The following is a 12,716-nucleotide window of genomic DNA, read 5'->3' as shown; positions in this document are numbered from 1 at the left end:
GCCCGGGGTTGTCCCGGACGGGCCGTCTGTCACAACATCTGGAACATCACGCCGGCGATGATCGCACCGCTGATGCCCAGACCCAGATACGTCAAGAAGACGCGCGGTTTGACCAGCGACCAGACCGCCGCCATCGCCGGGATCGAACTGACCGCCCCGGCCACCATGAAGGCCATCGCCGCGCCCGCTGTCATCCCCTGCTCCATCAAGCCCGCCAGCAGCGGCGGCGCGACATAGGAGTTCAGGTAGGCCGGCATCCCGACCAGCGCAGCCGTCGCGATCGGCAAGAGCCCCTCGCCACCGACGACACCCGCGATCAGATCCGCCGGAACATAGCTGACCAGCAGCGCCTCGAGCACATAGGCCAGGGCCAGCCATTTCAGCAGGAACAGCCCGTTATGCACGAACTCGGCCCGGAACCGCGCCCGGCGCTCGGGCTCCTGCCAGAACCGCCAGTGCGGCTGGTCGGGCTTTTTCGATCCACAGCCGCAGCATCCGGCGGGCTTGTATTCCCGCAGCGGCTGGGCAAAGGCCCCGTGCCCCATCAGCGCCTTGACGGTGAAACCACCGAACAGACCCAGCGCCACGGCCGCCACCGCCTTGCCGATGGCAAAGGGCCAGCCCAGGGCCCCGGCCGTGATCAGCAGGGTCGGCGGGTCGATCAGCGGCGAACTGAGCCAGAAGGCCATGACCGCCGACAACGGCGCGCCAAGGGCCAGCAGGCCGGCGATGAACGGAATCACCTCGCAGGAACAGAACGGCGCCAGCCCGCCGAATAGCGCGGCCAGAACGATCATTCGGGTTTCGCGCCCCTCAAAGGCGCGCGCGACCATCACCTCGGCCCCCGTCGCCTTGAGATAGGCCAGCAGCAGCACCGCAAACAGGATGTACTGGCTGGTATGCGCCAGCGCCCGTGCGGCAAAGGTGACGACGGTCGTCCAGTTGCCCGGATCCAGAACCGCCACCGCGATCAGCAGGGCCACGACGACCGCCCAAGGGGTCTTGAGATAGTCCAGCGCGGCCTTTCCGGCACGGCTTGGGTTTTGTGTCAGTTCAGCCATCGTTTGCCGCCCTTTTCTCTGCATCCGCGCAACATTCGCCCAGAATGAATTCCGCGAGGTTTCTCAACTCGTCGAACCGCGCCCGGTTGATGGTGCTGCGCCCGGCCTTTTCCTGCTCGACCAGCCCGCCGGCCGCGAGGAACTTCAGGTGATGCGCCAGCGTCGAGGGCGCGATCCCCGTGCGCTCCTGGATCTCGCCCACCGTCAGCCCGGCCTCGCCCGCGCGCACGAGGGTTTTCAGAACCTGCAACCGTGCCTCGGACCCCATCGCGGCAAATCCTGCCGCCGCCGTTTCCCACATTTTCGAATCCTCTATTTATCTAGATTTCTAGTTTTATGGTTTTATAGGCATGGAATGTCAAACGCAAAATGACGTGACGCAGCCGCAATCCGTCGTAAGTCCAGATTGCCCCCGGGTTGAGTCCAATCTATGTTGGGGGAATGGGGATCTCGGTAGACACGTTTTTTCTCAAGCCGGACGGGCAAGGGACGCTGCAGGCGCAGATCCAGCAGATGATTGCCGAGGGCATCCTGTCGGGCCGGTTTCATGTCGGGGAAAAGCTGCCCTCGTCGCGAAAGCTGGCCGCGCATCTGGGGGTCAGCCGGATCACCGTCACGCTGGCCTATACCGAATTGCTGGCCAATGACTACCTCGTGGCCAAGGGGCGCTCGGGCTATTACGTTTCCGAGAACGCCCCGGTGCCACCGACCTACACCCCGATCCAGCGCGGCGAGGAAACCGTGGACTGGGACCGGGCGATCGCCCGCAGCTTCCGAGGCGGCGACGTGCTGCGCAAGCCCCCGAACTGGCGCGATTTTCGATACCCGTTCATCTACGGGCAGGCCGACCCGACCCTGTTCGATCACGCCAACTGGCGGCTCTGCGCGGTGCGCGCGCTGGGACACAAGGACTTTGCCTCTCTGACAGCGGATTACGTCGACCAGGACGACCCCCTGCTGATCGAGTTCATCGCCCGCCACACCCTGCCCCGGCGCGGCATCACGGCCCGGCCCGAGGAAATCCTGATCACGCTGGGCGCGCAGAACGCCCTGTGGCTGGCCTCGCGGATATTGCTCAACCGCCGCCGCAAGGCTGCCATCGAGGACCCCTGCTATTACGCCCTGCGCGAATTGCTCGTGCCTTCGAAATGCCAGGTGGCGCCCCTGCAGGTGGATGCCGATGGCCTGCCGCCGGGTTCCATCCCCGACGACACCGACGTGATCTTCACGACGCCCAGTCACCAATGCCCCACCACCGCGACGATGCCGGTGGCCCGCCGCCACGAGCTATTGCGCAGGGCAAGGGACATCGACGCCATGATCGTCGAGGATGACTATGAATTCGAGATGGCCTTTCTCGGCGCGCCGTCGCCTGCGCTGAAATCGCTCGACCGGGATGGACGGGTGATCTATGTGGGCAGCTTTTCCAAGTCGCTGTTTCCGGGGTTGCGGCTGGGCTACATGGTGGGCTCGGAACCCTTCATCCGCGAGGCGCGCGCGCTGCGCTCGCTGGTTCTGCGCCACCCACCGGGCCACATCCAGCGCACGGCCGCCTATTTCCTGTCGCTGGGCCACTACGACGCGCAGATCCGCCGCATGTCCAAGGCCCTGCTGGAACGGCGCAAGGCCATCGAAGACGCCAACTGCAAAAACGACCTGACCATCGCGGGGCGGGGCGTCTATGGCGGCTCGTCCCTGTGGATGAAGGCGCCGGAGCATGTGAACACGACGGCTCTGGCCAGCGACCTGCAGAAGCAGAGCGTTCACATCGAGCCCGGAGAGCCCTTCTTTTCCGGCCCGGACAAGCCCCGCAACTACTACCGGCTGGGCTATTCGTCGATCGCCACCGACCGCATCGCGCCGGGCATCGAAATCATCGCGAAGGCGATCGACTCGGCCTGACCCGAAATCTGGACCTACCCGGCTGGCAGGTCTGGCCCTAACGCCGCCCCCGCCCTTCCGCCTAAACCGGATTCAAACATCCCGAACACCTGTTTCGGGCTCAACACTGTTTGCCTGGAGTGCCTTCTCATGAAGATGACGACCGAAGAAGCCTTTGTAAAAACGCTGCAAATGCATGGCATCGAACACGCGTTCGGGATCATCGGCTCGGCCATGATGCCGATCTCGGACCTGTTCCCCAAGGCCGGGATCATGTTCTGGGACTGCGCCCATGAAGGCAGCGCCGGCATGATGGCCGACGGCTACACCCGCGCCACCGGCAAGATGTCGATGATGATCGCCCAGAACGGCCCCGGCATCACCAACTTCGTCACCGCCGTCAAAACCGCCTACTGGAACCACACGCCGCTGCTGCTGGTTACCCCGCAGGCCGCCAACAAGACCATCGGCCAGGGCGGCTTCCAGGAAGTCGAGCAGATGAAGCTGTTCGAGGACATGGTCGCCTATCAGGAAGAGGTCCGCGACCCGTCGCGCGTGGCCGAGGTTCTGAACCGCGTGATCATGAAGGCCAGGCGCGCCAGCGCCCCGGCCCAGATCAACATCCCGCGTGATTTCTGGACCCAGGTGATCGACATCGAACTGCCTGCCATCGTCGAGTTCGAGCGCCCCTCGGGCGGTGAAACCGCCGTGGCGCAGGCGGCCGAGCTGCTGTCGAACGCCAGGAACCCGGTGATCCTGAACGGCGCCGGCGTGGTTCTGTCCAAGGGCGGGATCGAGGCGTCGAAGGCGCTGGCCGAGCGTCTGGATGCGCCGGTCTGCGTGGGCTATCAGCACAACGACGCCTTCCCCGGCAGCCACCCTCTGTTTGCCGGCCCGCTGGGCTACAACGGGTCCAAGGCGGCGATGGAGCTGATCAAGGAGGCCGACATGGTGCTGTGCCTCGGCACCCGCCTGAACCCGTTCTCGACCCTGCCGGGCTATGGCATGGAATACTGGCCGGCCGATGCCAAGATCATCCAGGTCGACATCAACCCCGACCGGATCGGCCTGACCAAGAAGGTCACCGTGGGCATCGTGGGTGATGCCGCCAAGGTGGCGAATGGCATCCTGAACCAGCTGAGCGATACCGCGGGCGACGAGGGCCGCGAAGAACGCAAGGCAAAGATCTCCGAGAAGAAGTCCCGCTGGGCCCAGCAGCTGAGCAGCATGGACCACGAGGACGACGACCCGGGCACCACCTGGAACGAGCGCGCCCGTGCCGCCAAGCCCGACTGGATGAGCCCCCGCATGGCCTGGCGCGCCATTCAGGCCGCGCTGCCGAAAGAGGCGATCATCAGCTCGGACATCGGCAACAACTGCGCCATCGGCAACGCCTACCCGTCCTTCGAGGCGGGCCGCAAATACCTGGCGCCGGGCCTGTTCGGCCCCTGCGGCTATGGCCTGCCGGCCATCGTCGGCGCCAAGATCGGCTGCCCGGACGTGCCGGTCGTGGGCTTTGCCGGCGACGGCGCATTCGGCATCGCGGTGAACGAGCTGACCGCCATCGGCCGCGAGGAATGGCCCGCCATCACCCAGATCGTGTTCCGCAACTACCAGTGGGGCGCGGAAAAGCGCAACTCGACCCTGTGGTTCGACGACAACTTCGTGGGCACCGAGTTGGACACCGACGTATCCTATGCCGGCATCGCAAAGGCCTGCGGATTGAAAGGCGTCGTCGCCCGCACCATGGACGAACTGACCGAGGCGCTGAAGCAGGCAATCGAGGATCAGAAGAACGGCATCACCACCCTGATCGAAGCCATGATCAACCAGGAACTGGGCGAGCCGTTCCGCCGCGACGCCATGAAGAAACCGGTTCAGGTCGCCGGCATCGACAAGGCGGACATGAAACCGCAGACCGTCTGACCCGGTCGAAGGCTGGCGCGCGTGTCATTGCGCCGCGCCAGCCCTGGTCGCTTGAGCCGATGGAAAAAGCTATGCCTGTGTCGTTAGCAATCTCTGATACAGACAGTGACATGACCCGGCCAGCTTTTCCCTTTCTCTCGCCATCCACCCCGAGCGTTTCCCCAGGCCTGTTGCAACAGGCCCGGGCCCTGCCCACGCCGCGCGTGGCATTGGTCAATGCCGGATCACCCACGGCACTCATGGGCATCCAGGAAGCCGCTGCGGCCGGTCTGGCCGAGCCGGTCCTGATCGGCGACCCGGACAAGATCCGAACCACCGCCGAGCACATCGGCTTTGACATCGGCGGCATCCGGATCGTGGACGCTCCGCACGCCTCCGCCGCGCCTCAGGCCGCCCGGCTGGCCCGTGACGGCGAGGTCGATGCGATCATGAAAGGCCAGATCCACTCGTCCACTTTCCTCAAGGGATTGCTGCCGGCGGCGGCGGGTCTGCGCGATCCCGGTGTCCGGTGCGGCCATGTCTTCCATGTCACGATCAACGGGTCCGACCGCGCTCTGCTGGTGACCGATGCCGCGTTGAATGTCGACCCGAGCATCGCCACCAGAAAAGCCTGCCTCGTCCACGCGGTCCGGCTGGCGCAGGTTCTGGGCGTCGACCGGCCGAACGCCGCTATCCTGTCGCCCAACGAAGACCCGACGCCCTCGATCCAGAACACGATGGACGCCGCCGAGATCGCGGCCTGGGCCAAGACCAGCCTTCCCGATGCCGAGGTCGCGGGTCCGCTGGCCCTGGACCTGATCTTTTCGCGCGAGGCCGCAGAGATCAAAGGTGTCACCACCCCTGTCGCCGGGGATGCCGACATCATCCTGACCCCCAACATCACCACCGGAAACGCGATCGTGAAACTGATGGTGCTGGGCATGGGCTGCTGCGCCGGTGGGCTGGTTCTGGGCGCCAAGGTGCCGATCCTGCTGACCTCGCGGTCGCAGGGCTCGGCCGCTCGGCTGGCCTCGGCCGCACTCGGAGCCATCGCGGCCAGCGGAGGCATGGCATGATACTGGTGGTCAATGCCGGCTCCTCCTCGATCAAGATCGAGCTGTTCGAGCCCGACCTGACATCGCTGCTGTCCGGTTCTGTCAGCGAAATCGGCGGCGATGCCCGGTTGACGCTGGGCGGGGACAAGCGCCCTGTCGAAGCGCCGGATCACGTCGCCGCCATCAATGAGCTTATCGCCGGGCTGGAAGCACAGGGATACCGCCTGTCCGACCTCGCCGCCGCAGGGCACCGCATCGTCCATGGCGGGGCCGAGATGACCCAACCGGTCCGGCTGACCTCGGATGTGCTGCGCCGGATCGAAGCCTTCACGCCACTGGCGCCGCTGCACAACCCGCACAACCTGGTCGCCATCTATGCCCTGACGCACCGCCTGCCCGACCTGCCCCAGTTCGGCTCTTTCGACACGGCGTTCCACGCGTCGAACCCCCGTGTCGCGACGGAATACGCGCTGCCGAAGGAGCTGCGCGCCCTCGGATTGCGGCGCTACGGGTTCCACGGCCTCAGCTATGCCTCGATGGTCGAGCATTTCGGCGAGGCCCTGCCGCGCCGGCTGCTCGGCCTGCATCTGGGCAACGGGGCCAGCCTGTGCGCCATGCTCGACGGCCGCAGCGTAGCGACGAGCATGGGATATTCTCCGCTGGAGGGGCTGACGATGGGCACCCGCAGCGGGTCCATAGACGGCATGCTGGTGCTGCGGCTGGCAGGCGAGCGCGGCATTGACGAGACCGACCGCCTGCTCAACCTGCAGAGCGGGCTGAAAGGGCTCGCCGGCACCAACGACATGGCCGCGATCCTGGCCCGCGACGACGACGAGGCCCGCTTTGCGGTCGAGCATTTCTGCTATTGGGCCGCGCGGCACGCCGGCAGCGCGATCGTGGCGATGGGCGGTCTCGACGCCGTCGCCTTTACCGGCGGCATCGGCGAAAACGCCGCCGCCGTTCGCGACCGTATCATGGAGCATCTTGCGTTTTTGGGCGAGGTTCCGGTGCATGTGGTTCCGGCGGACGAGGAACGCCAGATCGCGCGCGATACGCTGCGCCTGCTGGCGCAAGACACGGATACGGGCCGCAAAACACTTGATTAACATTCGAATGTGTTGATGCTTTAACGGGCCTGAGGGGGGAGGAGAAAGTGACACAGCAGCCAAGGATAGAGCTGTCGCCCAAGGTCTCGGACGAGATCCGGCGCACCACCTGCTACATGTGCGCCTGTCGCTGCGGCATCAACGTGCACATGAAGGACGGCAAGGTCGCCTATATCGAGGGCAACCGCGACCACCCCGTGAACCGGGGTGTGCTCTGCGCCAAGGGCTCGGCGGGCATCATGCAGGTCAACGCGCCCTCGCGGCTGCGCAAGCCCCTGCGGCGCGTCGGGCCGCGCGGCTCGGGCGAGTTCCGCGAGATCAGCTGGGACGAGGCGATCAGCACTGCCGTCGGCTGGCTCAACGAACTGCACGAGACCGCGCCGCACAAGCTTGCCTTTTTCACCGGCCGCGACCAGAGCCAGAGCTTCACCAGCTTCTGGGCGCAGAATTTCGGTACCCCGAATTACGCCGCGCATGGCGGCTTCTGTTCGGTCAACATGGCGGCGGCCGGCATCTACACGATGGGCGGCGCCTTCTGGGAATTCGGCCAGCCCGACTGGGAACATACCAAGCTGTTCATGCTGTTCGGCGTCGCCGAGGATCACGACTCCAACCCCATCAAGATGGGCATTGGCCAGATCAAGAAGCGCGGCGCGCGGGTGATCGGGGTGAACCCGATCCGCTCGGGCTACAACGCGGTGGCGGATGACTGGGTCGGCATCACTCCGGGCACCGACGGGCTGTTCGTGCTGTCGCTGATCCATGTGCTGATGAAGGCGGGCAAGATCGACCTCGACTATCTCAGCCGCTACACCAACGCGCCGGTTCTGGTGAATGCCGCCGATGGCCCGGATAAGGGCCTGCTGCTGCGCGACGAGAACGGCAAGGAACTGGTGATCGACCGCGTGACGGGCAAGCTCACCCCCTTCGACCAGCCCGGCGTGCGGCCTGACCTCTCGGCCACCTACGAAAAGGACGGCGTCACCCACCGCCCGGTCTTTCACCACATGGCCGAGCGCTATCTGTCCGAGGAATACACGCCCGAGGCGGTGGCCGACCGCTGCGGCATTCCGGCATCGCGCATCCGGGCGATCGCCGCCGAACTGGCGCGCGTGGCCTTTGACGAGGCCTTCACCATCGAACGGGAATGGACCGATTTCCGCGGCGAGACCCACAAGACGATGACGGGCCGCCCGGTCAGCTTCCACGCCATGCGCGGGATTTCGGCCCATGCCAACGGCTTCCAGACCTGCCGCGCCATCCATGTGCTGCAGATCCTGCTCGGCACGGTCGAGGTGCCGGGCGGGTTCCGTTTCAAACCGCCCTACCCCAAGCCGGTCGCCGCCCACCCCACCCCGCATGGCCAGGGCCGCCCGGGCCGCCCGCTGGACGGGCCGCACCTGGGCTTTCCGCGCGGGCCGCAGGATCTGCAGATCGATGACAAGGGGAACGCGCTGCGCATCGACAAGGCCTTCACCTGGGAAAACCCGATGTCGGTCCACGGGCTGATGCACATGGTGATCTCCAACGCCTATGCGGGCACCCCCTACAAGATCGACACGCTGTTCATGTACATGGCCAACATGTCGTGGAACTCCACCATGAACACCAAGGGCGTGATCGAGATGCTGACGGCCCGCAACGACGATGGCGGCTATGTCATCCCCCGCATCATCTATTCCGACGCCTATTCTTCGGAAATGGTCGCCTATGCCGACCTGATCCTGCCAGACACCACCTATCTGGAACGCCACGACTGCATCTCGCTGCTCGACCGCCCGATCTGCGAGGCCGACGCGGCGGCGGATGCGATCCGCTGGCCCGTGGTCGAGCCCGACCGCGACGTGCGCGGCTTCCAGTCGGTGCTGATCGAACTGGCCAACCGGATGCAGCTGCCCGGCTTCACCAACGAGGACGGCACGCCGAAATGGAAGGACTACGCCGACTACATCGTCAACCACGAGCGCAAGCCGGGCATCGGCCCGCTGGCAGGTTTCCGCGGCGAGAACGGCGATCAGCAGGGGCGCGGCGCGCCCAACCCCGACCAGTTGGACCGCTATATCGAGAATGGCGGCTTCTACATCTCGCATATCCCCGAGGGCGCCGATTACTACAAACCGTGGAACAAGGCCTACCAGGACTGGGCGGTGGACCTCGGCCTCTATGACAGCCCGCAACCCTACCTGTTCCAGCTCTATGTCGAGCCGATGCGCCGCTTCCAGCTGGCCGCCGAAGGCCACGGAGAGCGACAGCCCCCCGACAACCTGCGCGACCGGATCCGTGAAAAACTCGACCCGCTGCCGATCTGGTACGAGACCGACCAGACCGGCAACGACGGCTTCACCGTCAACGCCCTGACCCAACGCCCGATGGCGATGTATCACAGCTGGGGCAGCCAGAACGCCTGGCTGCGGCAATTGCACGGGCGCAACCCGCTCTATGTCCCCACCAAGCTGATGCGGGAACACGGGCTCAAGGACGGCGACTGGGCCCGCGTCACCTCCCCGCACGGCGAGATCGTGGTCCCGGTGATGGAGATGGCCGCGCTCAACGAAAACACCGTCTGGACCTGGAACGCCATCGGCAAGCGCAAGGGCGCCTGGGCGCTGCAACCCGATGCCCCCGAGGCGACCAAGGGCTTCCTGCTCAACCACCTGATCCACGAATTGCTGCCGCCCAAAGGCGACGGGCTGCGCTGGGCAAACTCCGATCCGATCACCGGTCAGGCGGCGTGGTTCGACCTGAAGGTGAAAATCGAAAAGGCCGCCAACCCCGATGACAGGGCGGAATGCGAACCCGTTTTCGACCCGATCAAATCCCCGGTCGGCACCGGCCCGAAAGACCTTGCGTGGAAGGTTGGAAAATGACCCTGATCCATTCTTCATCTGGCCCGAAATATCCCGGGGGTGAATTGAGCCGTCAGGCTCAAGAGGGGGCTGGCCCCCTGCCCGCCCCCACCCGGCGCGGAGGTCGGGCCTCATGACCCAGCTCCCCCAATCCACACAGCGCAAACTTGGTCTTGTCATCGATCTGGACACCTGCGTGGGCTGTCATGCCTGCGTGATCTCCTGCAAAGGCTGGAACACCGAGAACTACGGCGCGCCGCTCTCCGATCAGGATGCCTATGGCGCCGACCCCTCGGGAACCTTCCTCAACCGCGTGCATTCCTACGAGGTGCAACCGGAACAGGGCGCGGCGCAACTTGTCCACTTCCCGAAATCCTGCCTGCATTGCGAGGACGCGCCCTGCGTCACCGTCTGCCCCACCGGCGCCAGCTACAAACGGGCCGAGGACGGCATCGTGCTGGTCAATGAAAGCGACTGTATCGGCTGCGGCCTCTGCGCCTGGTCCTGCCCCTACGGCGCGCGCGAGATGGACATGGCCGAGGGCGTGATGAAGAAATGCACCCTCTGCATCGACCGCATCTACAACGAGAACCTGCCCGAGATTGACCGTATCCCCTCCTGCGTGCGCACCTGCCCCGCCGGGGCCCGCCATTTCGGCGATCTGGCCGACCCTGAAAGCGATGTCAGCAAGCTGGTGGCGGAACGCGGAGGCATGGACCTGATGCCCGAGATGGGCACCAAGCCGGTCAACAAATACCTGCCGCCCCGACCCAAGGACCGGATCGAAGACCAGGTCGACGTGCTGGCGCCGCTTCTGGCCCCGGTGGCCGAAGAGCCCCAGGGCTTCCTGGGCTGGCTCGACAAGGCGCTCGACAAACTGCCCGGAGGGCGTGCCTGATGCATCCCGCACCATCCGTCATCATCTTCACCACCCTGTCCGGCCTGGGCTTTGGCATGCTGTTCTTCCTGGGCCTCGGCTATCCCGCCGTGTCGGGCATGACCGCTTTCGCGCTGTTTGCCATCGCCTTCGGCCTGTCGGTTGCTGGTCTCGTGGCCTCGACCTTCCACCTGGGCCACCCGGAACGCGCATGGAAGGCCTTTACCCAGTGGCGATCAAGCTGGCTGTCGCGTGAAGGCTGGTGCGCGGTCGCAGCACTTGTGGTCATGGGGCTATATGCCATCGGCATGATCTTTCTGGATCAACGCTGGCAGGCGCTGGGGCTGATCGGCGCGGTGTTTTCGATTGGAACCGTCTTCACAACCTCGATGATCTACACACAGCTGAAATCCATTCCGCGCTGGAACACGGCGCTGACCCCGCCGATGTTCCTATCCATCAGCCTGGCCGGAGGCGCGTTGATGTGCGGTCAGGTCAGGGCGGCGCTGGTTCTTCTTCTGATCGCGGCGTTGGTGCAGCTGGCCTATTGGCATCAGGGGGACCGGGCGCTGGCTGCCTCGGGCACCGATCTCGGCACCGCCACCGGCCTCGGCCCGCGCGGCAAGGTCCGGGCGTTCGAGCCCCCGCATACCGGCACCAACTACCTGCTGCGCGAATTCGTGCATGTGGTGGGGCGCAAACACGCCCGGAAACTGCGGGTGATCGCGTTTTTGCTGGCCTTCGTCCTGCCGATCGCGCTGCTGTTGCTGCCCTTCAACCATGTCTTCGCGCTGCTGGCAGCTTTGTCGCATGTGGCGGGCGTGGCCGCGTCGCGCTGGCTGTTCTTTGCCCAGGCCGAGCATGTGGTGGGGCTGTATTACGGCAAGAGGCAAACGTGAGCGCCGGGGGCTCTGCCCCCGGACCCCCGGAGTATTTGGAAAAAGATGAAGGGGGGCGGGAGCCCGCCCCGTCCCGTCGTGGAGGGTTACAGGATGCCGGCGTGACGCATCGCCGCGTCGATGGCTTCTTTGGTGCTGTCCTCGAGACCGGTCAGCGGCGAGCGCACTTCCTCGGTGCACAGGCCCAGCCTGCTGAGGGCATATTTCGCGCCGACAAGGCCCGGCTCGATGAAGATGGCCTCGTGCAGGGGCATCAGCCGGTCCTGGTATTCAAGCGCCCTGGCGTAGTCACCGGCAAGCGTGGCCTGCTGGAACTCGGCGCAGAGTTTCGGCGCGACATTGGCCGTCACCGAGATGCAGCCGACCCCGCCATGCGCATTGAAGCCCAGAGCGGTAGCGTCCTCGCCCGAGAGCTGGCAGAACTCCGGCCCGCAGATAGCGCGCTGCTGGCTGACCCGGGCGATGTCGCCCGTGGCATCCTTGACGCCGACGATGCGAGGCAGTTTCGCCAGTTGCCCCATCGTCTCGGGGGTCATGTCCACAACCGAACGGCCCGGGATGTTGTAGATGATGATCGGGATATCGGCGCAATCGTGCAGGGCGGTGAAATGGGCCACCATCCCCCGCTGGGTCGGCTTGTTGTAATAGGGCGTGACGACCAGCGCAGCATCGGCGCCGACCTTTTCCGCGAACTGGACGAATCGGATCGCCTCGATCGTGTTGTTCGACCCGGCGCCCGCGATGACCGGCACCCGGCCCGCCGCCGCCTTGACCACCTCGGCCACGACGGTCTCGTGCTCTTCATGGGTCAGCGTCGGGCTTTCGCCGGTGGTGCCAACCGGGACAAGCCCTGTCGAGCCTTCGCCGATCTGCCATTCCACCAGTTGTTTGAGCGTATCCAGGTCCAGTTCGCCGTTGCGAAACGGGGTGACAAGGGCTGGCATCGAGCCTTTGAACATGTAAACGCTCCCTAGATTGCGATGTGGGCGGGCGAAGCCCGCCGATTTTGCGCGATGCCGGGTTTGTCAGTTGATCCCGGCGGTGCACGGTATATCGTGAATGGCTGTATCCTTGGTTTGTCGGGAA

Annotated in this window: 10 protein-coding genes; 7 read left to right on the top strand and 3 right to left on the bottom strand. The window is 65.3% G+C overall.

Going from position 1 to position 12,716, the window contains the following annotated elements; all coding sequences use genetic code 11:
* Window positions 1-29: 29 nt before the first annotated feature.
* Window positions 30-1,061, bottom strand: coding sequence for a permease (locus AVO45_RS15290; protein WP_068348552.1), 1,032 nt, complete (start codon window positions 1,059-1,061; stop codon window positions 30-32).
* Window positions 1,054-1,362, bottom strand: coding sequence for an ArsR/SmtB family transcription factor (locus tag AVO45_RS15285; protein ID WP_068348549.1), 309 nt, complete (start codon window positions 1,360-1,362; stop codon window positions 1,054-1,056). Before AVO45_RS15285 ends, AVO45_RS15290 begins: the two co-directional genes overlap by 8 nt.
* A gap of 140 nt (window positions 1,363-1,502) precedes the next feature.
* Here AVO45_RS15285 and pdxR point away from each other — a divergent pair, with 140 nt between their 5' ends.
* The 7 genes from pdxR to AVO45_RS15250 all read left to right on the top strand — a co-directional run bounded on the left by pdxR (window position 1,503) and on the right by AVO45_RS15250 (window position 11,630).
* Window positions 1,503-2,963 (top strand): MocR-like pyridoxine biosynthesis transcription factor PdxR, encoded by a 1,461-nt coding sequence (gene pdxR, locus AVO45_RS15280; protein WP_068348546.1) that lies wholly within the window; start codon window positions 1,503-1,505, stop codon window positions 2,961-2,963.
* A gap of 129 nt (window positions 2,964-3,092) precedes the next feature.
* Window positions 3,093-4,868 carry a sulfoacetaldehyde acetyltransferase gene (gene xsc, locus AVO45_RS15275; protein WP_068348544.1) on the top strand — a complete coding sequence of 592 codons (1,776 nt, stop codon included), beginning with the start codon at window positions 3,093-3,095 and terminating at the stop codon, window positions 4,866-4,868.
* A 203-nt stretch (window positions 4,869-5,071) separates the two neighbouring features.
* Complete coding sequence (locus AVO45_RS15270; protein WP_240482154.1) at window positions 5,072-5,923, top strand: phosphate acyltransferase; 852 nt, start codon at window positions 5,072-5,074, stop codon at window positions 5,921-5,923.
* Window positions 5,920-7,008, top strand: coding sequence for an acetate/propionate family kinase (locus AVO45_RS15265; RefSeq protein ID WP_068348539.1), 1,089 nt, complete (start codon window positions 5,920-5,922; stop codon window positions 7,006-7,008). The genes AVO45_RS15270 and AVO45_RS15265 overlap by 4 nt, the downstream gene beginning before the upstream one ends.
* A gap of 47 nt (window positions 7,009-7,055) precedes the next feature.
* The gene (locus AVO45_RS15260; protein WP_276202409.1) at window positions 7,056-9,875 is read left to right on the top strand and encodes a molybdopterin oxidoreductase family protein; all 2,820 of its coding nucleotides are present in this window, start codon (window positions 7,056-7,058) and stop codon (window positions 9,873-9,875) included.
* A 112-nt stretch (window positions 9,876-9,987) separates the two neighbouring features.
* On the top strand, window positions 9,988-10,752 hold the full coding sequence (locus AVO45_RS15255) for a 4Fe-4S dicluster domain-containing protein (RefSeq protein WP_068348536.1): 765 nt from the start codon (window positions 9,988-9,990) through the stop codon (window positions 10,750-10,752).
* Window positions 10,752-11,630 (top strand): dimethyl sulfoxide reductase anchor subunit family protein, encoded by an 879-nt coding sequence (locus tag AVO45_RS15250; protein ID WP_068348533.1) that lies wholly within the window; start codon window positions 10,752-10,754, stop codon window positions 11,628-11,630. The genes AVO45_RS15255 and AVO45_RS15250 overlap by 1 nt, the downstream gene beginning before the upstream one ends.
* 86 nt (window positions 11,631-11,716) lie before the next feature.
* Here AVO45_RS15250 and dapA read toward each other — a convergent pair whose 3' ends face one another.
* On the bottom strand, window positions 11,717-12,589 hold the full coding sequence (dapA, locus tag AVO45_RS15245; protein ID WP_068348530.1) for a 4-hydroxy-tetrahydrodipicolinate synthase: 873 nt from the start codon (window positions 12,587-12,589) through the stop codon (window positions 11,717-11,719).
* Window positions 12,590-12,716 lie beyond the last annotated feature (127 nt).

Origin of the sequence: Ruegeria marisrubri (assembly GCF_001507595.1) — a bacterium.
GTDB lineage: Bacteria > Pseudomonadota > Alphaproteobacteria > Rhodobacterales > Rhodobacteraceae > Ruegeria > Ruegeria marisrubri.
This window is presented reverse-complemented; position numbering and strand designations above follow the sequence as displayed.